Source organism: Bacillus sp. FSL M7-0558 (assembly GCF_038003245.1).
Taxonomy (GTDB): domain Bacteria; phylum Bacillota; class Bacilli; order Bacillales; family Bacillaceae; genus Bacillus; species Bacillus pumilus.
The window spans coordinates 1,035,433-1,058,463 of the sequence record NZ_JBBOOU010000001.1; the positions used below are offsets into that span (position 1 = coordinate 1,035,433).

Genomic DNA, 23,031 nt, shown 5'->3' on the forward strand with positions numbered 1-23,031 from the left:
ACAATGAAAATACGTTCACTCCATATCGCCCATTTTGGGAAATTTTCAAATCGGACCTTTCACTTTTCTGATGACGGTTTTCAGCTAGTTTACGGCCTGAATGAATCGGGGAAAACGACATTGAAAACGTTTATTGAATCGATGTTATTTGGTTTTCCGAAAAACAAGATGTACAAGACGAAACAGGGTTCTTTTTATGGTGGTTCCCTCACTTGCCAAGATGACGAGTTAGGCGTTATTCACATTGAGAGAACATCCGACCGCGGTGGTCAAGCACAGGTGTTTTTACCGAATGGTGAAGTGAAAGACGAAGCTTTTCTACAGATACTTTTAAAGGGAACGGATCGCAGATTATATCAATCAATCTATTCATTTGATGTGTTCGGACTGCAAAATGTCCAAGCTTTAAATCAGGATCAGATAGGTGAATTTCTACTTTTCTCAAGTTTATTTGGCTCAGATGCAGCCACCAAGATGGATAGCAGGCTGCTAAAGCAGCAGGAGCAGCTGTTTAAACCAAATGGCCGCAAGCCTGAATTAAACCAGCAGCTTGATCATTTAAAAGAGCTAACAGGTCAGCTGAAACAAGCGAGATTGATAGAAGGTAGCTATACCGAAAAGAAACGGGAGCAATCTGAATTAACGGAGACGATCGAAAAGCTTCAAAATGAAATGAAGCAAGCAGAAGAACACCTTCAGAAACTGACTGAATCCATTCAAGTGTATCCCATGATTGAGAAAAAAGTGGAGTTGAAAAAGGAATTAGCCCGCTATCCAGACCGGGTCAAACGTTTTAGAGCAGAAACAGAGCATGAGCTGGATAAACTAGAATCACACCTTCACCCGAAAAAGGCTCAATTGACTGCACTGAAACAGAAGTTAGAACATTTGCAAACCTCACTCGTACAAGTTCAACCGCTCTATGACAAAGATACCTTAATGGAGATGAAACGAGTTGTAGATGAAGCATCTAATGCTGAGCTTGTGAAAAAGCGCATAGCAGAGTGTCGAGCAAACCGTGATTCATTGAAACAAAAAATCGACGAAGCGGTAGCAAAGCTAAAGTGGGATCGCCCGATAAAGCTCGAACAAATCGACGATTCGCTTGAATTTGAGTGGGAATTAAAGGAGACTGTCACTCAATACGTCCGTCTCATGGACAGAAAGGCGCAGTTAGATGAACGATTTGATCACGCAAGACATGAGCTGGACGAAGCAGAAGCCGCTTTAAAGGGATTAAAGGAACAGCAAGTGAGACTGCACGGAACAGAAGATGATGCGAAGGGGACAAGAACGAAAAAGAAACCGATTCATTCCCGGTCGTGGTTATTCCGAGGCTTGATCGCATTTGATGTGGTGTTTCTGTGTGTTCTATTCTTTTTAACAGAGTGGTGGATCACGCTCTTGTTTGCGGGATTTTCTGTTTTTCTTTTCTTTGTCATTTACTCAATCAGTCAAATGAGCCCTATGAAACAAAGAAGCGGCGAAGACGCCTTAGATTCCTTTCAAGTGCAGGCAGCTTCAGCTGAAACACTTATGAGGCAGAAGGAGCTGCTGTACGAAAGAATCATCCGGCAATATGAAGACTGGGAGCTAGAGGTAGAGCCTGTCCAGCAGCAAGTAGAGGAAAAGAAGAGACAGCTTGGCTTGTCGTCTGAGCTTTCTTTCCTAGTAGAGGCCTTCCATATTCTAAAACAATTAAAAATGAATACAGCGGCATATGAGGAGCTTCAGCGTGAAATAGATGTGCTCTCCGATCAGCAATCGATTTATGAGCGCAAGGTTTCAGCGTTAAGCAGTCTCCTTCAAAATAAGGAAGGAACTATTCAGGAGAATATTTCAGCCTTTCAAGAGATATTGAAAGATGTGGCGAAAAGAGAAAAAGAACGCCAGACATTACATGTATCCATTCAACATGCGATGCAGCAGCTCTCGACACTAGAAGGTGAAATTCAATATTACGAAAAACAAACAGACGAGCTTTTTCGTCAAGTAGAAGCACAGTCCAAAGAAGATTACCAAGTGCTTTCTCATCTATCGAAAGAATACCGGAAACGGCTTTCTGAGCTGCAGCAGCTGAATCAAGAGCTTCATAGAAGCGGTTGTTTTGATGAGGAGGAATGGATTGTTCATAAAGGACTACCTCTCCTTGAGGAGGAGTGTGCAGAAGCAAAGCAGCACCTTCATGACGTTCAATTGAATGCGGAGAATATGGAAAAGCGTTTAGCAGAACTAGCGGTGGAAATCCGGCAAATAGAAGCTTCTGGAACAGTGTCTGATTTGACTCATCAGCTTGCCGCAGAGCAGGAGCATGCGAAGCACCTTGCAAAAAAATGGGCGGCCATTCAGCTTGTCCGCACCGTCATACGAGAAAAATTGAATGAGCATAAAGAAACAAGGCTGCCTGCATTGCTTCAAACAGTCTCTAGTTTTATTCAACCGTTAACAAATGATCGTTATGAAGCGATTTTATTTTCACCTGAAGATGACTTGCTCATGGTGAAAAGAATGGATGGACGAATATTCCGTCCTGAGGAGCTTTCACAGGCAACGTGTGAACAGATCTATCTGGCGATTCGTTTTGCGCTTGCTTTGTCTCATCAGCAAGATTGTCAGCTTCCGTTTATGATGGATGACAGCTTTGTTCATTTCGATCACGTTCGTCTAGGCAGAGTGCTGGAGATGATGGACGAGCTCACACGTTTTGAAACACAGCTGTTTTATTTCACCTGTCATGAGCATATGAAGCAAGCAGCAGAAGATGGACAGGTTACGAGTTTAGTTGTTGAATGATTGACAAATAATTACTTATGTTATACTTATATGAGCAGAAACATGGAAGGAGCTTTTATTGAATGGCTAAAGGGATCATGACCTATGATGTCGGCGAACAAGTTGACCTGCATTTATTAATTAAATCATCTACTAAAGGGATTGCGAGTAATGGCAAACCATTTTTAACGTTAATTCTTCAAGATCAAAGTGGAGATATTGAGGCGAAACTATGGGATGCGAAGCAGAATGATGAACAAACCTATGCCGCACAAACCATTGTGAAGGTAGTAGGCGATATTCATCATTATCGCGGGAGGAATCAGCTGAAACTTAGGAATATACGCCCTGTTGCTGAAAATGAGCAAATTCGAATCGATGATTTTCTCGAAACAGCTCCTATTCCAAAACATGATATGATGGATACGATTATGCAATATATCTTTGATATGAAAAACCCTAATATACAGCGTGTCACAAGACATTTGCTGAAAAAATATGGACAGGAATTCGCTGACTATCCAGCAGCGACAAAAAACCATCACGAATTTGTCTCTGGTCTTGCTTATCACGTAGTGTCTATGCTGCATTTGGCTAAATCAATTGTGGATCTATATCCATCACTAGATCGAGATCTTTTATATTCAGGCATCATTCTTCATGATTTAGGAAAAGTCAAAGAGCTTTCAGGCCCAGTCTCAACCACCTATACGGTGGAAGGGAATTTAATTGGTCATATTTCGATTATGGTGACAGAAATTGCGAAAGCTGCTGAAGAGCTTGGCATTGATTCAGAAGAAATTCTGATTCTACAGCACTTAGTACTAAGTCATCACGGCAAAGGAGAGTGGGGCAGCCCGAAACCACCAATGGTGAAGGAAGCCGAAATTCTCCACTATATTGATAATTTAGATGCGAAGATGAATATGATGGATCGTGCGCTTGAGCATGTGAAGCCAGGAGAATATACAGAACGTATTTTTGCGCTAGAGAATCGTTCATTTTATAAACCAACCTTTCACGAATAACCATGTCAAAACGTCCGCTTATGCGGGCGTTTTTTTCATAACTTGTCTTCTTCTCGCATAAGCATGTAACACAAAGGAAGAGAGCTGTTCTGAAAAAAAGGAGGCGATGAAAAAATGTTGTTTTTTCCATGGTGGGTGTATGCATGTATCATTGGCATTATTTTCTGTGCGTATAAATTAATGACAACGGCCAAAGAGGAGCAAGAGATTGATGAATCCTTTATTGAAAAGGAAGGAGAAATTTTTATCGAGCGAATGGAGCAAGAAAGAGAGCGCAGACGACAGGGACAGCAAATGAAAAGATCCCAAGATACGGCGGCACAAGAAGATCACTCGATTGCTTAATCAGGTGATATAAAAATCCCTCTGCCCGATCACGGCAGAGGGGTTTTTGTGATTATTGGTTTTGTTGTGGTTGTTGATTTTGTGCGGGTTGTTGAGACTTTTCTTTGAATGTGTTTTCAAGTTCTTTATCTTTTACTTTCACATCGGCATCTTTCACCAATTTGTTTAAGATCGTTTGGATTTCATTTGTGTCTGCTTGTTTTTGATTAAGTAGTTCTTTTTTCAAGTCTGCTTTCATGTCATCGTATTTACCGCGTTCTTCGGTCTTTTTAATGATATGGTAGCCGAATTGTGATTTCACTGGTTTGCTGATTTCATTCACTTTTAGTTTGAATGCAGCTTTACTGAAGTTCTCGTCCATTTGACCTTCTTTTGCGAACCAGCCTACATCGCCGCCTTGTGCAGCTGAAGCGGTATCAGTTGAATATTCAGACACAACAGCATCCCATTTTTCACCTTTATCTAATTTCTTTTCCACTTCGTCAGCTGTTTTCTTATCAGCTACTAAAATGTGGCTTGCGCGGATTTTCCCTTTTAGGTCATCGTAATACGCTTTTACTTCTTTATCAGTGATTTTGATGTTAGCTTTGGCAGCCTTTTGAGTCAGCAGCTCATATTTCACTTGATCTTTGATGTAATCTTTTCCGAATTCATCTTGAAGTTGTTTTAAACGATCTTCACCAAGTGTCTTTTTATATTCTTCCATTTTCTTATCAATTTCTTTATCAGATACTTTGTATTTGTCAGCAAGAACCTTTTGTTGAACAAGTAGATTTAAAGCATCTCCACCTGCTTGTTTCTTAAGAGTCGTATAAAGCTCTTCTTTTGTGACATCTCCTGATTTTGTTGTTGCGATGACATCTTTATCACCGCTACTGCATGCGCCAAGAGTTAAAACACTAACTGCTGTTACAGCTGCTAAAGCCATTTTTTTCATTCAAAAAACACTCCTAATCTTTCCAATTTATTTATCATTGCTTGTATCATAACATATTGTGACACGCTGTAAAAAGAAATGCAAATGGGAGGGCATTCGTCTAGTCAAAAATTTGCGCGCTACATACACATATAGTGATCACAAAAAGGAGGCTGAATTATATGGGAGCAGGATATTCTAATGGGTTTGCTTTATTGGTCGTGCTATTCATTTTGCTGATCATCGTTGGTGCAGCATATCTTTATTAATTAAATTGCTGTGACAGAAAGGAGCCGTCCTGCCATGCGTGCGGGCGGTTCTTTTTTCAAACGATGACAGGTGCCTAAACGTTTTCAATTTTATAGCATACACTGAGCTTAGAACAGAGGAAGAACTGGCAGGAGGTGTTTTTTACATGGGAGGAGAAGTCTTCGCTGGCGGTTTTGCACTAGTCGTCGTGTTATTCATCTTATTGATCATTATCGGTGCATCTTGGATTTGCTAATTAATGAATATACACAAAAAGCTGCCCTCAAACTGGCAGCTTTTGCTTTGATCTTAAATAGATATGGTAATTTCAACAAATGATGAGATCAGTAAGATCAGTATCGATACATTGATAAAGCGAAACACCTTATCTTGCCGTTCTTCAGGAATCTCTCTGACAAGGCATAATGTATTAGTAAGCCTGTTTATTGAATACACAATAAACGCGGCAAAGACGATGAAGTAAAATAAAACTATCGGAGATCCCCCCTCTCTATGCTATTCCCATACTACATTACCAAATTTTTTATGAAAAAGATAGAAGTTGGCTTTAAAAACCTCATGATGAGGATGTTTGGTCAACTAAAATATCAAACTCGTCTTGGGCTTGATCGATGATGCAGGATTTAGGTGCTTTGAGCAGTTTCCATGCAAATAAAAAGTCAGGCAAACAATAGCCTGCATGAATACTTGCGATGATGATAAAATAGTGTGCATACATTGGAAACGCCACACCTAACACAAAGTAAACCGGTGAAATCACACAAAATGGACTGAGTAGTGAATAAAGCATGATGTTCTTTGGTACACGCTGCCAGCAATTGCGTTTAAATAGCGTCATTTTTTTCTTGTTTTTCATCACTGGGATCAAGTGAACCACGCGGTGGACAAGCAATGTCACAAGTAAAAGCATCGCAAAAAGCGGTGCGTTGTGACTGCTTAGTCTCGTTTCAGGATGAGTCAGTTGAAAACATAAAAAAGCCGTAATGAAAAAAAGTATAGCAAGACTTATGGCTGAAATCAGCAGTCTTGTATAACCATAATCCTTTTCAAGATTAATGGTTTTCCAACAATTCATTTTTCATCCTTCCAATCTTAAAAAACTAATTGAATATCTCAAGATAATTTACTCTTCCTGAAGATAAAAATCAATGGTTTTCATGAAAAAAAATAAAATGTTGTGTTCACATGGAATAAAGAGAGGAAACTTTGGATTTTTCAAGAAAAAAAGACAGAAGAGGGAGGTTCGTCTCTTTCGTCAATGAGTAATTTCGGCTAGAATAGAAAGACTAAGAGAAAGAGGGAACGTACATGAGTATTGAGGAACGAATGAGCCAGCTCGAATATTATATGGAACTTTTGCTGACGGCGACCGATATGAGCCGTTATCCATATTATGCATTATTGATCAGGCAGCGGGTATCGAAGGAAGAGGCGCAGGAAATTGAGCGTATTTGTGCTGAGCTTTCAGAGGAAATGGACAAGCAAAAAGCACAAGGCTACGTCATGTTTGACGATATGCTTGCGCTTTTTGCAGGACAGTTAATTGAAAAGCTGGATGTGCATGAGACGATATTTGCATTGCGTGATCAAGGGCTGTTTCAGCCGTTAATGAATGAATTTATAAAGATCATTAAACAATTTGATTTGCTTTATTAGCCACTTTTTCTGCTGCATCAGCTGAGTCTTCAAGTTCCTCAGGTTTTTTCGTGACTTTTCCTCGCTCATCCAAAAAGTCCTTCTCAATGTTTGAAAACGATTTCTCAAAAATCTCCATGAAGTCCTCACCATAGATGTTTCGGATAATACACATCATTTCTAAAATCTCAGGGAACTTTCCGTAAATGTCATGAAGCGGCTGTGCACCTTTGACAATACCAGTTCGTGCAGGGTCATAATCTTCGAGTAGTTTATGGAATGTCTCTTCGCCTTTTGGCGTTAGCTCAATATACGTATTGCGTTTATCGTTTAACTTTTTAGAAAATTTTAAAAATCCTCGTTCCTCGAGTTTCTTGGAGAAGTTAAACGCCGTTGATACATGCATGACGCCAAACTTTGCAATTTCTGATATTGAAGCTCCTTTTAATTGATACGCAATCCACAAAATATGATGTTCATTGATATTTAGGTTATACGGTTTGATCCACTGCTGCCAGTCCTTTTCAATGGATTTCCAAAGAGCTTTGCTCAATTGGGCCATTCTTTGACTGAATAAAAGTGCTTCTTTTACATCGAAAGGCTTTTCCGAATGATTCATCCATTTCACCTACTTCTCTTTTTCTTGTAATTCTATTATGCCAATAAAATAAAGATTAATAAAGCTGAAAATTCAAGAATTTTTAAAACTCATGAAAAACATTGACAAAATAACCTTTTTTCAACAAAAAAAGTGCGGGATACGCACCCCGCACACTTTTGTAAACGAATATTTTTTCTTGAGTATATTAGTTTTGTAAGGTTTTCTCCAGTTGCTTGAGCTTTTCCTCAATTTCCTGAATTTCCTTTTGCAAGTCCTGCTGGTGAGGCTTGATTTCTTCACGCCATTGCTGAATCGATGTTTGTAATTCAGTTCCGACTTCTTTAATGACCTCTGCGCTTTCTTTTGCTGTTTCAACAATTTGCTCTTTTAAAGCCTGTCCATCTCTTTTTAATCTTGTCAGCGTATCTTCGAATTTGTCATAGCCATCTTTCATCTTTCCGCGCACATCTCTGCCAGAAGAGGGAGTCGTCAGGAGCACTGCCGCACCTCCGAGGAGACCGCCTACAAATAATCCTGTTAATAAAGAACGTCCACTAGCCATTCAAATCACCTCTAGTCAAATTTTACACATTCGCATGTTCTCTCTGAGCTGACGATCAGCTTCATTGAACTTCCATACATAGCTTGCTTTATTTTAGCATACTTTTGAAGAAAAGGGAGGGGAGAAGGTTGTCTGTCTTTCTGTTCGTTTTTACGTGTATCGGTGTCGTTTTTACAGGTGGTTCTATTCATTATGCAAGACAGCTGGGGTATGCAGGGTCTTATCCGCCAAAACATGTATTAAAGCAAAAAGCACTTGTGTGTGCGGCAGGTGCAGGAATTTCGCTCCTCATTTTGCTGCTGACCCTTTTTCTTTTATAAAAGCATGAAAAAAACCTCTTCATCTATTATGAAGAGGTTCGATTATTTGTTAAGCAACTTCTATCATTCTTGCACGTCTGAGAATGGACTGAGCAATTGGGAAGACAAATACCATGGCAATGGTATTAATCACGGCAGCTGGCAGGACGACGCCTACAAGAAGTGCCGGTAATGCAGCTGGCAGTCCAGTGATCAGTAATGCGGCAGATAGGAAAATCACGCCGGATACGATGGTTCCAATCGCAGTTAACACAGCGGTTAGCACTACTTTGTTCTTTATCTTCATGCAAGATAAGAAAAGGGCTAAGAAGATAAAGGCTGTTACTGGTTTATCAATCATATTCGGAATTTGTCCGCCTGGGAAACCTGTTGTTAATGCAGAAATGGCGCCTGTTACGAGGGCAATAACCACTACATGCTGTACCTTTGGGAAAAGGATGATGCTTAAAAACATCATAACCAGCATCATATCAGGTTTCATTCCGAAAAAGATGGGCGGGAAAATCGTATGCAAAACAGCTCCCATTGCTGCAAGCAATGACATAATGACTAATTCTTTTGTTTTCATTTCTATGCTCTCCTCTGCTAAGCTCTTAGAACTCTCCAATAATATGGCTCATCATTTATTGCAAGAGTCATCACTTTATATTTCTCGTTATTATAACAAATTTATTTCTCTATAGAAAAGCTTTTTCACTCATTTTCTTGCTGGAACTTTTTCATAAAGTCCGCAAGCTTTTGGCAGTCTTCAATCGATACCGCATTGTAAATAGATGCTCTGCATCCACCGACAGAACGGTGGCCGGCAAGTCCAACCATTTGTTCCTGCTTTGCTTTCTCTACAAAGGAAGCAGTGAGCGCATCATCACGAAGGGTAAATGTGACATTCATATGCGACCGGCTGTCAGTGCGTGCGTGTCCTTTGTAAAAACCGCCGCTTTGATCAATTGTGTCGTAGAGAATGCCTGCTTTTTGTTCATTGCGTTTTTCCGCTGCTTCTACGCCGCCAGCCTGTTTGACATGCTCAAGGACAAGAGACAGCATATAAATCGCAAAAGTCGGTGGTGTGTGATAAAGAGAGCCAGCTTTTGCGTGTGTTGAATATTTTAATATTTTCGGTGTGCTGCTTTTCTCTTTTTCTAATAAACGTTTGCGCGCGATCACAATCGTGATACCAGAAGGCCCTAAGTTTTTTTGTGCCCCAGCATAAATGAGATCAAATTGAGAAACATCGATTTTTTTGCTGAGAATATCACTAGACATATCCGCAATGAGTGGTAATGATGTACCAGGGAACGTTTTCCACTGAGTGCCGAAGATCGTATTGTTTGATGTGATGTGTAAGTAAGCGCCATCTGTTAAACCGGAGGCATCTACTTCTGGAATATACGAGTAGTTGTCGTCTTCACTTGAAGCAAACACAGATGTTTCACCAAACCCTTTTGCTTCTGATAATGCTTTTTCTGACCAAGCGCCTGTTTGAATGAAATGAGCCGTTTCGTCTTCATGTAAGAAGTTCATAGGAATCATCGCAAATTGAAGGCTAGCTCCGCCCTGTAAAAAGAGGACTTCGTAATCTTCAGGAATGTCCATCAGTTCCACCAACAGTGCTTTTGCTTTATTGTGGACTTCTTCATATTCACCGCTGCGATGAGACAGCTCCATCACAGACATTCCAGTTTGTTTAAAATCAACAAGTTCTTCCTGTGCCTTTTCAAGCACTTCTAGCGGCAGTGCCGCCGGACCAGCATTAAAATTCGTCGTTCGCTTCATCACAATCTCTCCCTATTTCTCGCGTTAATGGATCAAAAGATAAAACCATCCTATCACAAATTTGAAGCAATTGGACAAAAAATTTGAATCGTTTTAAATATCTTACTATTAAGAGATGGAGGGGATAAAAGGGGGGCAGAAATAAGAAAAACCTCATCTATTAAGATGAGGTCAGCGTGTAGACAAACCCTCGCATTCGTTGTCAGTTCTGCGCTCCGATGCTCACGAATGTCAAATTCGCTCTGCTTCGGTGCTCGTCCTTCCTAGACTTCAAAGGTTTTCAATCACGCTGAAAAGAAGACAAAGGGCTAAAATAAAGATCATTTTAGCCCTTTGTCAACAATCTTACCTCATCTATTAAGATGAGGTAAGGCGCGTGTGGATGGCAGAAGAAATCTCTTTTAAATCCTCTGGCGTGTATTGATCTTGATGTGATTTCCATACAGCACCAAAGCCATCGCCTTTGCCGTAGCGCGGAATGATATGCATATGGTAATGGAACACAGATTGTCCGGCTTTTTCGCCGTTGTTGTTTAAAAGGTTTAATCCAATGGGTTCAAATTCCTGTTTGATCGCTCTTGCAATTTTCGGAATCGCTTGGAAGTAGTGATTAGATACTTCTGGTGTCATGTCATAGATGTTTTCTTTATGTATTTTTGGGATTACAAGGGTATGCCCTTTTGTTACTTGGCTAATATCTAGAAAAGCCAATACATGCTCGTCTTCATATACTTTTGCACATGGAATGTCTCCATCAATGATCTTGCAAAAAATACAATCGCTCACGTCATGTCACTCCTCATTCATTTTCCTTCATCGTATCACAAAAATGAGCAAAAAAGAAAACAGGACAAGCGAACTCCTTTGGTCGCTCATCCTGCTCCTGCAGAAGAAATGCTGATGCTTTCATTCGATATGCCTTTTGAATTCTCTATTTACTGAAATAAAGAATTCATATGCCTGCTATTTCTGCCGTAAACACCTCATTTGACGTTTTGGTTTGTCGTATACATATTGTATAGGACACAAAAATCAAGAATCAGTGAAGCAAAACAGAAGCTAAGGTTTTTAGATGAAAAACCAACTTGTCATGCGGTTCTTTGCCTTTAACAAACACCTCATTTACTTATTGGTCATCAAGTTCATTTCTTCTACATACATTATGATGACCAAGATGCCTATTTTTTATTCTTGACTTGTCTATAGGTAAACATTTCAAATTACCTTTCGTTTTTGTTACTATAAAGGAAAAACGAAAGAAAGGAACGAATTCATGTCCCTTCTCACTGTAAAAGATGTAACGGGTGGATATACGAAGAATCCCGTTCTAAAAAATATCTCATTTGAATTAGAAAGAAATCAAATCGTCGGTCTCATCGGCTTAAACGGGGCGGGGAAAAGCACAACCATTCGCCATATCATCGGACTCATGAAACCGCATAAAGGTGTTATTGAATTGAATGGACGAACCCTTCAAGATGATCAAGAGGCGTATCGTTCGCAATTTACGTTTATTCCAGAAACACCTGTATTATATGAAGAATTAACTTTAAAAGAGCATTTAGAGCTGACAGCGATGGCTTACGGACTGTTAAAGGAACAATTAGATGAGCGTCTGCCGTCATTGCTGAAAGAATTTCGAATGGAGAAACGTTTGAAGTGGTTCCCTGCTCATTTTTCAAAAGGAATGAAGCAGAAGGTCATGATTATGTGTGCGTTTCTTGTTGAACCGGAACTGTATATCATCGATGAACCGTTCTTAGGGCTTGATCCTCTTGCGATTAATGCACTGCTTGAACGGATGAATGCTGCAAAGAAAAACGGCGCTAGTGTCCTGATGTCAACGCATATCTTGGCGACAGCTGAACGCTATTGTGATTCCTTTATTATTTTGCACGAAGGGGAAATTAGAGCGAAAGGAACACTGACAGAGCTGAGAGAACAGTTCAATATGAGAGATGCGACACTCGATGATCTTTATTTGGAATTAACAAAGGAAGAAAGCTATGAGTAAAACGACGCAAAGCATTTGGAAATCCCGGTTAGCGGAACACATACAAGATACAAGAAAATATTTAAAATACATGTTCAATGATCATCTTGTCATTGTGCTCATTTTTTTCCTTGCAGGCGGAGCGAGCTGGTATAGTAACTGGCTCAAACAAATTCCAGCTCATTTTCCTTCCTACTGGGTCATGGCAGTTGTTTTCTCATTGGTGCTGACAAGCTCTTACGTGCGGACGTTGATCAAAGAAGCAGATCTCGTGTTTTTGCTTCCTTTGGAAGGGAAGATGGAGCCTTATTTAAAACAAGCTTTTAACTTTAGCTTCATTTCTCAGCTGTTTCCTCTCATTGCCGTATCCATTGTCGCACTCCCGCTTTATTCGGCGGTGTCTTCAGGCGGCATCAAGATGTATGTGCTTATATTGGCGCAAATGATTTTGATTAAGGGTCTGAATACAGCGATTCAATGGAGAATGACGTATTTTCAAGGAAAACAGATGAGATGGCTTGATGCATTCCTTCGTTTTCTATTGAATATGATTTTAATCTATACCGTTTTACAGGCATCTTATGCAATCGCAATCGTTTTTTATCTCATCTATGGTGTCTATCTCGTTTACTTAACCAATGCAGTCAAAAAGCAGCCTTTTCAATGGGAATTGCATATTTCTGACGAATTAAAACGAAAACAGCGTTTTTATCGTTTGGCCAATTTATTTACAGATGTGCCTCATTTAAAGAAACAGGTGAAAAGAAGAGCTTATATGGACTGGCTTTTGCAGTTTGTTCCGTATGACCAGCGTAAAACTTTTTCTTATATGTATGTGAGGGCGTTTGTACGCTCAAATGACTATTTTGGTCTCGTTTTTAGGCTAACTGCCGTGTTTGTCCTGATTATTTTGTATACAGGTGCAGCAGGCTGGGTGGGCGCGCTGCTTGTCTTGTTCACCGTGTTCATCACAGGTGTCCAGCTTGTGCCGTTAACGAAGCACTTTGCCCATCTTTCATTACAGGCACTTTATCCTGTTGCTCAGCAAGAAAAGGATCGGAGCTTTTTTGTTCTCGTCCGTAACGTGCTCATCATCCAATCGATATTGCTGAGCTGTTCAGTACTACCGGCAGGAGGATGGCAGGGAAGTGGACTTGCCCTTCTGATTTCACTGGCATTTGTGCTTGTCCTCTTCAAGCCTTACGTACTCAGTCGATTAAAAAAGATGCGATAAGCAGAGATATGTTTCTGACAGCGAGCGTATGATGACATCAAGGAGGGGACCGGATGAATGCAGCTGAACGGGAGTTATATGAAGAAGCCATTCTTTTTCAAACGCGTTTTTTAAGAAAACCTTCAAAGATCGAACGGTTTTCAAAAGGAGTTCAGCAGCAGGTGAACCGCCGAATCCCTGCCAGGTTTCATCAAGTCATCACAAGTGCGGTCAAAACAATGGTTGAATCCACCGTATCAGGATCTCACTTCACTTCATTTTCAGTCATTGATGAGCAATTATCCATCATTGAGCGAAATGAACTGGCAAAGGAGAAAGTGAAGTACTATCAAAAAGCAGCTGCGATCGAAGGAATTGGAACAGGTGCAGGTGGTATTTTGCTCGGTATGGCAGACTTTCCGCTGCTGCTTAGCATCAAGATGAAATGTCTTTATGAACTGGCATGTATTTATGGCTTTGATTTGTCTCAAAAAGAGGAAAGACTCTTTTTGCTCTGTATATTTCAACTCGCCTTTTCCGGCAGTGCGCATCGTCAAAAAATGATGAGCATCATTGATGATTGGGAAACGAGCCGTGAGAAAATGGATTGGTACAGCTTTCAGCAGGAGTATCGAGATTACATTGACCTAGTGAAGCTGTTTCAATTAATGCCGATTGTCGGAGCCGCTGTTGGCGGTGTGGCAAATCATCATCTGATAGGACAGCTCGGAGATGTCGCTCGTCATGTGTTTCACTTACGGGTGTTGAAAGAAATGAAATAGAAAAGCCGCTGTTTGCCAGCGGCTTTTTTTATTCATCGTAGGAAAGGACAGCACGGGCGAGTACCTTTGCTGCGATAGGCATTGCTTTTTCGTTGATATCAAACTTCGGGTGGTGATGGGGATACGCGTCTTCGCTGTTTTCCGGCATGGCGCCTGTGTAAAAGAAGGTACCAGGGACATGCTGAAGGTAGTAAGCAAAATCTTCTCCGCCCATTTGGGTTTCCGCTTCTTTTACTTCTGTGACACCATCTGTTTGTTTTGCGATGTCAGCAATAAATTCAGTTGGCTTTGGATGATTTTTAACAGCAGGATATCCTCTCACATATTCATATGTGTAGCCGGCATCATGCATGTCGCACACCCCTTTTACGACCTGTTCAATTTCTCGTTCGATGGTGTGTCGTGCACTTTCTTCAAAGGACCGTGCAGTACCAGTCAAAACTGCAGAATCTGCAATGACGTTAAAAGCATTCTCTGCTACAAAACCTCCAACAGATACAACAGCAGAATCAACTGGATTGACTTTACGGGCAACGACTTGCTGCAAGTTTGTGACGATTTGTGAACCGATAAGTACAGCATCTTTCGTTAAGTGAGGCTGGGCGCCGTGTCCGCCTTTCCCCTGAACTCGGATAGAGAAGCGGTCGGCAGCTGCCATAAAGTTTCCGCTTTTATAAAGAACCGTGCCACAAGGCTCTGGAGACCAAAGATGCGTCCCGAATATGACATCGACACCGTCTAAGCAGCCGTCTTCGATCATTGGTTTTGCACCGCCTGGCGCATATTCTTCTGCATGCTGATGAATGAGGACGATTTTCCCTTTTAATTGATCACGGTGCTCATTCAAAATTTTCGCTAAGACAAGTAGTGTCGCTGTGTGTCCATCGTGCCCGCAGGCATGCATCACACCGGTCTTTGTCGATTTGTAAGGCACTTCCTTTTCATCATGGATAGGAAGTGCATCGAAATCAGCCCTGAGGGCAATCGTCGGCCCCGAAGAAGCTCCTTCGATAAAGGCGAGTACACCATGGCCGCCCACCTGTGTACGTGTTGGTATATGTAATCTGTCATAGTAGCTGGCGATGAAAGCGGCTGTTTCTTCTTCCTGGAAAGAAAGTTCAGGATTCATGTGGAGATGGCGTCTAATTTCAACCATTTCCTCATAATGTTCATCAAGACGTTCATTGATGCTTTTTTGTAAAGTGGATATTGTCATTGATTTGAAAACCTCCTTCATGCTCTTTTACTGATTGTATGGTAATTGTTAGAATCTTTCAACAGAAGAGAATGTCGTATGCGCATCAAAAGGTCATTTTACATAAAAGTCGAAGGTGCTATGAAGCGGAGAAAGGGAGGAATTGTATTGGGAAGCTGTCCAAATTGTTCAAAAGCGTTTTCTTTCGTTGAAAAGTTTCATTTATCACATACGAAAATGATGATGTGTCCAAGCTGTCGGCATCAAATCAAAGAAACCTTTGTATCAAAAATGAGTTTTTTCATGCTCTGTTTGATTCCGCTATTGGTGATGCTCATTCAATTGAAAGGGGCTTCACCTATGCTGAAGTGGCCGATCTTATTAGGATGGATCCTATTGAATTTCTATGTACTTCAGCCGATCATTCATCGGTACGAGCTGACATCACGACGATAAAATGAAGAGCCCAGCGATTGGGCTTTTTTTCATAAAAAAATGAAGTGCTGAAAGCAGCACTTCATTAATTGTCTGTAACGGCATGATAGGATGTGAGATAAGCAGGACGAGAGAAGATGGAGCCAGTATCATCGTTTGGCTGAAAGAATGCTTCTGATTCTTGAAAGTCTTCAAATAAGTCCTCTGATTCCCAGAGTGTCATAATCAAATACACTTCTTCATCTTTTTTCGGTCTTAACACACGAAGAGCCTGGAAGCCCCGCTGATGTTCTGAAATGTTCGTCTTCTTCTGAAAAGTAGATTCAAACAGTGCTCTGCTTTCAAGCTTCACAGGGATATGATTCAAGGTGACGAAGCCAGGTTGGACTAGCTCACCTTTCGCATAAATCACATCATAGGCATGAGGGGCTTTAAAAACAGTCTCGCCCTCCGTCTCATGGAAAAGAGCTGCTTGTTCTTTTCCGACCATATAAAGCAGATTTTCCTGATCGTGTTTCTTTGCGATTTTATGCAAGAAATCTGCTGTTCCATAGGTTATATAGACATTCATCTAAACCGCCTCCCGCTTGATAGTATAACAAAAGAATGATATATAATTCTTTGGTAGTCAATCCATAAAACATATTATGAAGCAATACATCCCATACTATCCGTATAAAGGAATGAGGTGACCTAATTTGAAGAATAAGAAGATAATCATTCCATTAGTCATTGCAGGAAGTACAATCGTACTCTCATTTATTGGCTATCTGACCATTTTATTTTTAGGACATTATGTCATAGATGAAAAGAAGCTTGTATTTCACGCTTCATCCCAAATCATTGATCGGAATGGAAAAGAACTCACAAGTATGTATTCAGAAAATCGGGACCCTGTTTCAATAAAGGATGTACCTGATAAAGTAGCAAAAGCCTTTGTGTCTGTCGAGGACAAGCGGTTTTATGAGCATCATGGAATTGATGCGCAGTCAATTTCAAGGGCGATTTATCGAGATATATTAGCAGGTGGAAAGGTAGAGGGCGGCAGTACAATTACTCAGCAGCTCGCAAAAAATATTTTTCTCACAAATGACAAAACCTTTCTGCGAAAAACAAAAGAAGTCATCATTGCAATTAATTTAGAAAGAGATTATTCAAAGGATAAGCTGCTCGAAATGTATTTGAATCAGCTTTACTTCGGTCATGGCGTCTACGGTATCCAAGCAGCAGCCAATTATTACTTTAGTAAAGATGTGAAAGATTTAACGGTCAGCGAAGGGGCTACACTCGCTGCGATGCCAAAGGCGCCGTCTACTTACTCGCCTGTTTTACACCCTGATAAAAATAAACAAAGACGGGACACGATTCTTAACTTAATGAATGAGCAAGGATATTTATCATCAACAGAAACAGTAGAAGCAAAAGGGAGAACACTAGGCATTCATTTAAAAAAGAAATCAGAAACGCCTTGGGTCGATAGCTATGTCGATCTTATCATTAAGGAAGCAGAATCAGAGTATGCCATTTCACATGAACAATTGCTTCAAGGTGGTTATACCATAACAGTTCCGATTGATATGAATCTGCAAAAGGTCACCTACGATGCGATGAAAAACAACCGTTATTTCCCGGGAAAAAGCGGTTCTCCTGAAAGCAGTGCCATCTTTATTGATAATGAGTCAGGCGGAGTAAAAGCAGCAATTGGAGGACGAGAATATCAAGCGAGGGGCTATAACAGGGTGACCGCTGTTAGACAGCCTGGATCTGTTTTCAAGCCGATCGCGGTATATGGACCTGCGCTGCAGGAGAAAAAATTCCGACCTTATTCCCTGCTTGAAGACGAAGAAAAAAGCTATGACGGTTATTCACCAAAGAATTACGATGGACAGTATGAAGGCAAGGTCACGATGGTGGAGGCCCTCATGAAAAGTAAGAATACAGCAGCGGTGTGGACATTAAGCCAGCTTGGTATTGATACCTCGAAAACATATCTCGAGAAAATGGGAATCGATATTTCGGATCAAGGACTTGCGATAGCCCTTGGCGGTTTAGAAAAAGGGGTTTCTCCACTTCAAATCGCAGGAGCTTTCCACACATTTGCAAACGAAGGCGTATATCAAAAGCCTTTCTTCATTCAGAAAATCACCAATGATGAAGGAGAAACGGTAGAGAAAAACCGTAGTAAGCCAGAACGAGTGTTTAGCGTGCAGAATGCTTGGAATATGACAAGAATGCTGCAGCAAGTCGTCAAAGGCGGAACAGCCCAGAGCGGTTCATATGCTGGAGATTTAGCAGGTAAAACAGGCACGACCACATATTCAGGTGTGAAGGGTGCAACAAAAGATGCTTGGTTTGCCGGCTATACGCCAAGTACAACGGGTGCGATTTGGATGGGGTATGACAAAACCGATAACAGTCACTATTTAACTGGCGGAAGTCAATACCCAGTGCAGTTGTTTAAGGATATTTTAACGGCAGCCCAAATAACGAATGAAACGTTTAAAAAACCAGAGGGGATTAAAGAACTTCAAGCACCAATTCATTTAGAAGGACTTTCTGGATTTGAAGCCCGCTATGCGTTTAAAATCAAAGGATTGTTTACATTAGAGCTGTCTTGGGACAAGCAGGAGGATAAACGCGTTGAATACCGTATTTATGAAAAGAGGAATGGAAACGAGACGCTGATCGATTCAGTGACAGGCGTAGGCAGCTACACAATGCCGTATGCCAATGTGTTTTCAGATGCGGAGTATAAGGTGGTTCCATATAATACCCAAACGCAAGAAGAAGGAGAAGGCAGTCCATATGTCAAGCCAGAGGCTTTTGGACGTTAATATTCGGCGATTTTTTGAACAATGAGCCGGTTTAGTATACCGTGCCTTGAAAAAGCGGTATAGTAAAAGCAGTGTTTGAGCCTTATACAAAGAGAGTGTAAGGCGAAAGGTGGAATGAAAGGTAATGGGAAAAACGAAGGCTTTTAATGACACGTTCTTAAAGGCGTGCAAAGGGGAAAAAACAGACCATGTACCAGTTTGGTATATGAGGCAGGCAGGACGCTCACAGCCTGAATATCGTGCCCTTAAAGAAAAGTACGGGCTATTTGAAATTACGCATCAGCCAGAGCTATGTGCTTATGTAACACGACTTCCTGTAGAACAATATGGTGTAGATGCCGCGATTTTATATAAAGATATTATGACCCCGCTTCCAGCTATTGGAGTGGACGTTGAAATTAAAAATGGCATTGGACCTGTCATTGATTCACCGATTCGGACAAAAGCAGATATCGAACGTCTTGGGGAACTTCATCCTGAAGAAGACCTGCCATATGTGCTTGACACCATTCAGCTTTTAACGAAGGAGCAGCTGAATGTACCGCTCATCGGTTTTGCTGGTGCACCATTTACGATGGCTAGCTATATGATTGAGGGCGGCCCGTCTAAAAACTATCATAAAACAAAAGCGCTCATGTACAGTGAGCCTGAGACATGGATGCTGCTCATGAACAAATTAGCTGATATGACGATCACGTACATACGCGCACAGGTAAAAGCAGGGGTCAGTGCGTTCCAAATCTTCGACTCATGGGTGGGCGCTTTAAATGCAGCGGATTACCGGACATTCATTAAACCTGTCATGCAGCGAATTTTCACAGAGTTGAAGAGTGAAAATGTACCAATGATCATGTACGGAGTTGGTGCAAGCCATCTCGTGAAAGATTGGCATGACCTGCCGCTAGACGTCGTTGGACTTGATTGGCGTATGAGTGTAGACGAAGCGCGAAAAGAAGGGCTCACAAAAACGTTACAAGGAAATCTTGATCCAACGATCTTACTTTCTCCTTGGGAAGTCATTGAAGAAAGAGCAAAAGACATATTAGATCAAGGGATGAAATCAGATCACTTCATCTTTAACCTAGGTCATGGGGTATTTCCAGATGTTTCACCAGATACGTTAAAGAAGCTGACCGATTTTATTCACGACTATTCAGCTACACATAAAAAATCATCCATCTAAACTATTTCAATTGATCTGAAGGAGTGTTGGTTGTGGAGAAAAAGAAAATGGGGCTTCTTGTCATGGCATATGGCACCCCATATAAAGAAGAAGACATTGAGCGTTATTATACACATATTCGTAGAGGCAGAAAGCCGGAGCCGGAAATGCTGCAAGATTTAAAGGATCGCTACAAGGCAATCGGCGGTATTTCTCCTTTATCAAAAATTACAGAGCAGCAGGCACATGGTTTGTGTGATCACTTGAATGACATTCAAGACGACATTGAATTTCATGTGTACATTGGCTTAAAACATATCGAGCCTTTCATCGAGGATGCAGTTGCTGACATGCACAGGGACGGCATGACAGAAGCTGTGAGTATCGTTTTAGCGCCGCATTTCTCTACCTTTAGTGTGAAATCATATAACAAACGTGCACAAGATGAGGCAGACAAGCTTGGCAATCTACAGATTACGTCTGTTGAAAGCTGGTACGATGAGCCGAAGTTTGTGGACTATTGGGTGAAGCAAGTGAAGGATACGTATGCATCAATGAGTCAAGAGGAAAGAGATTCCGCGGTACTTATTGTGTCTGCACACAGCCTTCCTGAAAAAATTATTGCAGCAGGAGATCCATATCCTGATCAGCTCGCACAATCTGCCAAAATGATTGCAGAAGGTGCGGTAATTGAACACTATGAAATTGGCTGGCAAAGTGAAGGCAATACGCCGGATCCATGGCTTGGACCAGACGTACAAGACTTAACGCGGGACTTATTTGAACAAAAAGGCTATCAAACATTCGTGTATGTGCCTGTTGGTTTTGTCGCTGATCATCTTGAAGTGTTATACGACAACGATTATGAATGTAAAGTCGTGACAGATGAAATTGGTGCAGCCTACTATCGTCCAGAAATGCCAAATGCGAAACCAGCATTTATTGATGCTCTGGCAACAGTCGTATTAAAGAAGCTTGACGAAAGCAAGTAATCATATAAAAGAAGGCGATCCTATGCATGACAATCAAAAACACCTTGTCATCATTGGCGGTGGCATCACTGGTTTAGCCGCCGCCTTCTATTTGGAAAAGGAAGTCGAAGAAAAAGGTCTTCCGATTCAAATATCACTTATTGAAGCGAGCCCTAGGCTAGGTGGAAAAATACAAACATTATATAAAGACGGCTACATCATTGAACGTGGACCTGATTCATTTTTAGAAAGAAAGGTCAGTGGGCCGCAGCTTGCGAAAGATGTCGGTCTGTCCGATCAGCTCGTCAATAATGAAACTGGGCAAGCGTATGTACTGGTCAATGAAAAGCTTCACCCGATGCCAAAGGGTGCTGTTATGGGCATTCCAACTCAAATCAGCCCATTTATTACAACTGGTCTTTTTTCAGTTGCGGGAAAAGCAAGAGCGGCGATGGATTTCGTGTTGCCAAAAAGCAAGCAGACCGAAGATCAGTCACTTGGTGAATTTTTTAGAAGACGTGTGGGTGATGAGGTCGTTGAGAATTTAATTGAACCGCTTCTATCAGGCATTTATGCAGGGGATATTGACCGCCTGAGCTTAATGTCCACCTTCCCGCAATTTTATCAAACAGAACAGCAGCATCGCAGTTTGATTCTTGGGATGAAAAAATCACAGCAGCATGCGAAAGCGCAGCAGGTGACTGCGAAAAAACAAGGACAGTTCCAAACGATCAATCAAGGGTTGCAGTCGCTTGTGGAAGCAGTAGAAAGTAAGCTCAAGCTGACAAAGGTGTATAAAGGGACAAAAGTAAAACAGATTGAAAAAACGGATGGAGGCTATGGCTTGCAATTAGACAGCGGTCAAACGCTTTTTGCCGATTCAGCCATTGTCACGACGCCGCATCAATCGATTTATTCCATGTTTCCTAAAGAAGCAGGGCTAGAGTATTTGCATGACATGACCTCTACTTCTGTTGCAACAGTAGCACTCGGTTTTAAAGAAGAGGATGTTCATAATGAATATGACGGCACTGGTTTTGTTATCTCAAGAAACAGTGATTTCTCTATTACAGCCTGTACGTGGACAAACAAAAAGTGGCCGCATACCGCTCCGAAAGGAAAAACGCTATTGCGTGCGTATGTCGGAAAAGCTGGTGACGAATCGATTGTCGAGCAGTCAGACAGTCAAATCGTCAGCATCGTGCTAGAAGATTTAAAGAAAATCATGGATATTAAAGCAGATCCAGAATTGACGACAGTGACTCGCTGGAAGACAAGTATGCCGCAATATCACGTCGGTCATCAGAAAGCTATTTCGAACATGCGAGAAACGTTTAAGCAATCATATCCTGGTGTTTATATCACAGGTGCTGCATTTGAAGGTGTTGGAATCCCTGATTGTATTGATCAAGGAAAAGCCGCCATCTCAGAGGCTGTATCGTATCTATTTTCATAAAAACAACTCCCTTTTCTGTCATGGAAAGGGAGTTTTTCATGTTCGAATCATTCAAAAAGAGTTGGGAATCATAAATGTGAACAAAGTTGTTGCATCTGGGGAAAAAGATATGGTATATTACTTTCTGTACTTAATGACCAAAACGTTCAAATAGTCATTTCGGGAGTGAGAACATGAGTGTTGATAGGAGACAAATGATTTTAGAGGGTGCGACGAAAGCATTTACTCAATTCGGGTATAAAGCGACCACAATGGACCTTGTGGCAAAGCTTGCCAACGTCGGAAAAGGAACCATTTATACATTTTTCAAAAACAAAGAAGAGTTGTTTGATGAAATTTTCACATCCCTTTTACTAGAGATGAGGAAAATTGCGGATGAGGCAATTGATGAGAAGAATAGTTTCTCTGAAAACCTTCACTTAGCACTCTTTGCAATTTTAGAATTTCGAAAAAACCACCAGCTCACAATTAAGATTTTTCAGGAAAATGCAGAGCTTGGCACGTCAGCGGTCAAGGAAATGATCGAAAAAATGGAGCAGATGATCATTCGCTATATCAAAATGAAAGTGCAAGAAGCGATGGATAAAGGCGACATTAAGCCTTGTGATCCTGAATTGACTGCATTTGTGATGGTGAAACTATATATTGCACTGATTTTTGATTGGGAAAAGCGATACGAGCCTTTAACAAAAGAAGAGGTAGCCGAATCGCTGGAGCTTTATGTCTTAAAAGGACTATCTGCAACAACATAATTTTTTTGAGTTCAAA

26 protein-coding genes are annotated in these 23,031 nt (G+C 41.1%); 16 read left to right on the plus strand and 10 right to left on the minus strand.

What is annotated here, in order from left to right; translation table 11 throughout:
* The first annotated feature begins 3 nt into the window (after nt 1-3).
* The 3 genes from MHB79_RS05015 (at nt 4) to MHB79_RS05025 (ending at nt 4,145) form a co-directional block, all read left to right on the plus strand.
* Nucleotides 4-2,793, plus strand: a complete 2,790-nt coding sequence (locus tag MHB79_RS05015) for an ATP-binding protein (RefSeq protein WP_340989191.1) — start codon at nt 4-6, stop codon at nt 2,791-2,793.
* A gap of 62 nt (nt 2,794-2,855) precedes the next feature.
* Nucleotides 2,856-3,800, plus strand: a complete 945-nt coding sequence (gene yhaM, locus MHB79_RS05020; RefSeq protein WP_003211952.1) for a 3'-5' exoribonuclease YhaM — start codon at nt 2,856-2,858, stop codon at nt 3,798-3,800.
* Between the two features lie 114 nt (nt 3,801-3,914).
* Complete coding sequence (locus MHB79_RS05025) at nt 3,915-4,145, plus strand: sporulation YhaL family protein (RefSeq protein WP_340989193.1); 231 nt, start codon at nt 3,915-3,917, stop codon at nt 4,143-4,145.
* Nucleotides 4,146-4,197: 52 nt separating this feature from the next.
* On the opposite strand, the gene MHB79_RS05030 is transcribed toward MHB79_RS05025, so the two are convergent.
* Nucleotides 4,198-5,082, minus strand: a complete 885-nt coding sequence (locus tag MHB79_RS05030; protein ID WP_003211354.1) for a peptidylprolyl isomerase — start codon at nt 5,080-5,082, stop codon at nt 4,198-4,200.
* Nucleotides 5,083-5,243: 161 nt separating this feature from the next.
* Between MHB79_RS05030 and MHB79_RS05035 the strand changes: the two genes are divergently transcribed.
* A complete protein-coding gene (locus tag MHB79_RS05035) occupies nt 5,244-5,330 on the plus strand; it encodes a YjcZ family sporulation protein (RefSeq protein ID WP_008361129.1) in 87 nt (28 codons plus the stop codon).
* A gap of 146 nt (nt 5,331-5,476) precedes the next feature.
* Nucleotides 5,477-5,566, plus strand: coding sequence for a YjcZ family sporulation protein (locus MHB79_RS05040; RefSeq protein ID WP_017360317.1), 90 nt, complete (start codon nt 5,477-5,479; stop codon nt 5,564-5,566).
* 53 nt (nt 5,567-5,619) lie between these two features.
* Here MHB79_RS05040 and MHB79_RS05045 read toward each other — a convergent pair whose 3' ends face one another.
* Nucleotides 5,620-5,805 (minus strand): hypothetical protein, encoded by a 186-nt coding sequence (locus MHB79_RS05045; RefSeq protein WP_072368131.1) that lies wholly within the window; start codon nt 5,803-5,805, stop codon nt 5,620-5,622.
* An 82-nt stretch (nt 5,806-5,887) separates the two neighbouring features.
* Entirely contained in the window at nt 5,888-6,406 is a 519-nt protein-coding gene (locus MHB79_RS05050) for a DUF3267 domain-containing protein (protein ID WP_003210901.1), read from the minus strand.
* Nucleotides 6,407-6,639: 233 nt separating this feature from the next.
* On the opposite strand from MHB79_RS05050, the gene MHB79_RS05055 reads away from it, so the two are divergent.
* A complete protein-coding gene (locus MHB79_RS05055) occupies nt 6,640-6,987 on the plus strand; it encodes a YhaI family protein (protein WP_050945394.1) in 348 nt (115 codons plus the stop codon).
* Here MHB79_RS05055 and MHB79_RS05060 read toward each other — a convergent pair.
* Both MHB79_RS05060 and MHB79_RS05065 read right to left on the minus strand, forming a co-directional pair.
* The gene (locus MHB79_RS05060; protein ID WP_340989194.1) at nt 6,962-7,585 is read right to left on the minus strand and encodes an HTH-type transcriptional regulator Hpr; all 624 of its coding nucleotides are present in this window, start codon (nt 7,583-7,585) and stop codon (nt 6,962-6,964) included. The two genes, MHB79_RS05055 and MHB79_RS05060, sit on opposite strands and share 26 nt — an antisense overlap.
* Before the next feature lie 187 nt (nt 7,586-7,772).
* The gene (locus MHB79_RS05065; protein ID WP_007497160.1) at nt 7,773-8,129 is read right to left on the minus strand and encodes a YtxH domain-containing protein; all 357 of its coding nucleotides are present in this window, start codon (nt 8,127-8,129) and stop codon (nt 7,773-7,775) included.
* Between the two features lie 128 nt (nt 8,130-8,257).
* On the opposite strand from MHB79_RS05065, the gene MHB79_RS05070 reads away from it, so the two are divergent.
* A complete protein-coding gene (locus tag MHB79_RS05070; protein ID WP_003211362.1) occupies nt 8,258-8,449 on the plus strand; it encodes a hypothetical protein in 192 nt (63 codons plus the stop codon).
* 49 nt (nt 8,450-8,498) lie between these two features.
* Here MHB79_RS05070 and MHB79_RS05075 read toward each other — a convergent pair whose 3' ends face one another.
* From MHB79_RS05075 to MHB79_RS05085, 3 genes are all read right to left on the minus strand, one after another.
* Nucleotides 8,499-9,017 carry a tryptophan transporter gene (locus tag MHB79_RS05075; RefSeq protein ID WP_003212065.1) on the minus strand — a complete coding sequence of 173 codons (519 nt, stop codon included), beginning with the start codon at nt 9,015-9,017 and terminating at the stop codon, nt 8,499-8,501.
* 125 nt (nt 9,018-9,142) lie between these two features.
* Nucleotides 9,143-10,222 carry a 3-phosphoserine/phosphohydroxythreonine transaminase gene (gene serC, locus MHB79_RS05080; protein ID WP_044140686.1) on the minus strand — a complete coding sequence of 360 codons (1,080 nt, stop codon included), beginning with the start codon at nt 10,220-10,222 and terminating at the stop codon, nt 9,143-9,145.
* Nucleotides 10,223-10,579: 357 nt separating this feature from the next.
* On the minus strand, nt 10,580-11,008 hold the full coding sequence (locus MHB79_RS05085; protein WP_335365285.1) for an HIT family protein: 429 nt from the start codon (nt 11,006-11,008) through the stop codon (nt 10,580-10,582).
* Between the two features lie 487 nt (nt 11,009-11,495).
* Here MHB79_RS05085 and MHB79_RS05090 point away from each other — a divergent pair, with 487 nt between their 5' ends.
* Genes MHB79_RS05090 through MHB79_RS05100 form a run of 3 tightly spaced genes read left to right on the plus strand, consistent with a single transcriptional unit; the run spans nt 11,496 to nt 14,210 of the window.
* Nucleotides 11,496-12,236 (plus strand): ABC transporter ATP-binding protein, encoded by a 741-nt coding sequence (locus tag MHB79_RS05090; protein WP_340989198.1) that lies wholly within the window; start codon nt 11,496-11,498, stop codon nt 12,234-12,236.
* Nucleotides 12,229-13,449, plus strand: coding sequence for an ABC transporter permease (locus MHB79_RS05095; protein ID WP_137054833.1), 1,221 nt, complete (start codon nt 12,229-12,231; stop codon nt 13,447-13,449). Before MHB79_RS05090 ends, MHB79_RS05095 begins: the two co-directional genes overlap by 8 nt.
* A gap of 53 nt (nt 13,450-13,502) precedes the next feature.
* Nucleotides 13,503-14,210: an EcsC family protein gene (locus MHB79_RS05100; protein ID WP_137054832.1), complete on the plus strand. Its 708-nt coding sequence runs from the start codon at nt 13,503-13,505 to the stop codon at nt 14,208-14,210.
* Between the two features lie 28 nt (nt 14,211-14,238).
* Here the strand turns inward: MHB79_RS05100 and MHB79_RS05105 are convergent, their stop codons facing one another.
* Nucleotides 14,239-15,426: a M20 family metallopeptidase gene (locus tag MHB79_RS05105; RefSeq protein WP_137054831.1), complete on the minus strand. Its 1,188-nt coding sequence runs from the start codon at nt 15,424-15,426 to the stop codon at nt 14,239-14,241.
* Nucleotides 15,427-15,708: 282 nt separating this feature from the next.
* Here MHB79_RS05105 and MHB79_RS05110 point away from each other — a divergent pair, with 282 nt between their 5' ends.
* On the plus strand, nt 15,709-15,861 hold the full coding sequence (locus MHB79_RS05110) for a hypothetical protein (RefSeq protein WP_339161671.1): 153 nt from the start codon (nt 15,709-15,711) through the stop codon (nt 15,859-15,861).
* A gap of 64 nt (nt 15,862-15,925) precedes the next feature.
* Here MHB79_RS05110 and MHB79_RS05115 read toward each other — a convergent pair whose 3' ends face one another.
* On the minus strand, nt 15,926-16,411 hold the full coding sequence (locus MHB79_RS05115) for an antibiotic biosynthesis monooxygenase family protein (RefSeq protein WP_003211655.1): 486 nt from the start codon (nt 16,409-16,411) through the stop codon (nt 15,926-15,928).
* A gap of 127 nt (nt 16,412-16,538) precedes the next feature.
* Here MHB79_RS05115 and MHB79_RS05120 point away from each other — a divergent pair, with 127 nt between their 5' ends.
* The 5 genes from MHB79_RS05120 to MHB79_RS05140 all read left to right on the plus strand — a co-directional run bounded on the left by MHB79_RS05120 (nt 16,539) and on the right by MHB79_RS05140 (nt 23,015).
* A complete protein-coding gene (locus tag MHB79_RS05120; RefSeq protein ID WP_340989200.1) occupies nt 16,539-18,674 on the plus strand; it encodes a transglycosylase domain-containing protein in 2,136 nt (711 codons plus the stop codon).
* 124 nt (nt 18,675-18,798) lie between these two features.
* Nucleotides 18,799-19,857, plus strand: a complete 1,059-nt coding sequence (hemE, locus tag MHB79_RS05125) for a uroporphyrinogen decarboxylase (protein WP_003211982.1) — start codon at nt 18,799-18,801, stop codon at nt 19,855-19,857.
* Nucleotides 19,858-19,889: 32 nt separating this feature from the next.
* Nucleotides 19,890-20,828 (plus strand): ferrochelatase, encoded by a 939-nt coding sequence (gene hemH / locus MHB79_RS05130; protein WP_340989201.1) that lies wholly within the window; start codon nt 19,890-19,892, stop codon nt 20,826-20,828.
* A 22-nt stretch (nt 20,829-20,850) separates the two neighbouring features.
* Nucleotides 20,851-22,263 (plus strand): protoporphyrinogen oxidase, encoded by a 1,413-nt coding sequence (hemY, locus tag MHB79_RS05135; protein ID WP_050945386.1) that lies wholly within the window; start codon nt 20,851-20,853, stop codon nt 22,261-22,263.
* Between the two features lie 173 nt (nt 22,264-22,436).
* Nucleotides 22,437-23,015 carry a TetR/AcrR family transcriptional regulator gene (locus MHB79_RS05140; RefSeq protein ID WP_212046108.1) on the plus strand — a complete coding sequence of 193 codons (579 nt, stop codon included), beginning with the start codon at nt 22,437-22,439 and terminating at the stop codon, nt 23,013-23,015.
* Nucleotides 23,016-23,031 lie beyond the last annotated feature (16 nt).

What these genes read in the sequence shown, in the direction of transcription:
- MHB79_RS05015 (WP_340989191.1), top strand. Translation starts at nt 4, where the DNA reads ATGAAAATACGTTCACTCCATATCGCCCATTTTGGGAAATTTTCAAAT.
- yhaM (WP_003211952.1), top strand. Translation starts at nt 2,856, where the DNA reads ATGGCTAAAGGGATCATGACCTATGATGTCGGCGAACAAGTTGACCTG.
- MHB79_RS05025 (WP_340989193.1), top strand. Translation starts at nt 3,915, where the DNA reads ATGTTGTTTTTTCCATGGTGGGTGTATGCATGTATCATTGGCATTATT.
- MHB79_RS05030 (WP_003211354.1), bottom strand. Translation starts at nt 5,082, where the DNA reads ATGAAAAAAATGGCTTTAGCAGCTGTAACAGCAGTTAGTGTTTTAACT.
- MHB79_RS05035 (WP_008361129.1), top strand. Translation starts at nt 5,244, where the DNA reads ATGGGAGCAGGATATTCTAATGGGTTTGCTTTATTGGTCGTGCTATTC.
- MHB79_RS05040 (WP_017360317.1), top strand. Translation starts at nt 5,477, where the DNA reads ATGGGAGGAGAAGTCTTCGCTGGCGGTTTTGCACTAGTCGTCGTGTTA.
- MHB79_RS05050 (WP_003210901.1), bottom strand. Translation starts at nt 6,406, where the DNA reads ATGAATTGTTGGAAAACCATTAATCTTGAAAAGGATTATGGTTATACA.
- MHB79_RS05055 (WP_050945394.1), top strand. Translation starts at nt 6,640, where the DNA reads ATGAGTATTGAGGAACGAATGAGCCAGCTCGAATATTATATGGAACTT.
- MHB79_RS05060 (WP_340989194.1), bottom strand. Translation starts at nt 7,585, where the DNA reads ATGAATCATTCGGAAAAGCCTTTCGATGTAAAAGAAGCACTTTTATTC.
- MHB79_RS05065 (WP_007497160.1), bottom strand. Translation starts at nt 8,129, where the DNA reads ATGGCTAGTGGACGTTCTTTATTAACAGGATTATTTGTAGGCGGTCTC.
- MHB79_RS05075 (WP_003212065.1), bottom strand. Translation starts at nt 9,017, where the DNA reads ATGAAAACAAAAGAATTAGTCATTATGTCATTGCTTGCAGCAATGGGA.
- serC (WP_044140686.1), bottom strand. Translation starts at nt 10,222, where the DNA reads ATGAAGCGAACGACGAATTTTAATGCTGGTCCGGCGGCACTGCCGCTA.
- MHB79_RS05090 (WP_340989198.1), top strand. Translation starts at nt 11,496, where the DNA reads ATGTCCCTTCTCACTGTAAAAGATGTAACGGGTGGATATACGAAGAAT.
- MHB79_RS05095 (WP_137054833.1), top strand. Translation starts at nt 12,229, where the DNA reads ATGAGTAAAACGACGCAAAGCATTTGGAAATCCCGGTTAGCGGAACAC.
- MHB79_RS05100 (WP_137054832.1), top strand. Translation starts at nt 13,503, where the DNA reads ATGAATGCAGCTGAACGGGAGTTATATGAAGAAGCCATTCTTTTTCAA.
- MHB79_RS05105 (WP_137054831.1), bottom strand. Translation starts at nt 15,426, where the DNA reads ATGACAATATCCACTTTACAAAAAAGCATCAATGAACGTCTTGATGAA.
- MHB79_RS05110 (WP_339161671.1), top strand. Translation starts at nt 15,709, where the DNA reads ATGCTCTGTTTGATTCCGCTATTGGTGATGCTCATTCAATTGAAAGGG.
- MHB79_RS05115 (WP_003211655.1), bottom strand. Translation starts at nt 16,411, where the DNA reads ATGAATGTCTATATAACCTATGGAACAGCAGATTTCTTGCATAAAATC.
- hemE (WP_003211982.1), top strand. Translation starts at nt 18,799, where the DNA reads ATGGGAAAAACGAAGGCTTTTAATGACACGTTCTTAAAGGCGTGCAAA.
- hemY (WP_050945386.1), top strand. Translation starts at nt 20,851, where the DNA reads ATGCATGACAATCAAAAACACCTTGTCATCATTGGCGGTGGCATCACT.
- MHB79_RS05140 (WP_212046108.1), top strand. Translation starts at nt 22,437, where the DNA reads ATGAGTGTTGATAGGAGACAAATGATTTTAGAGGGTGCGACGAAAGCA.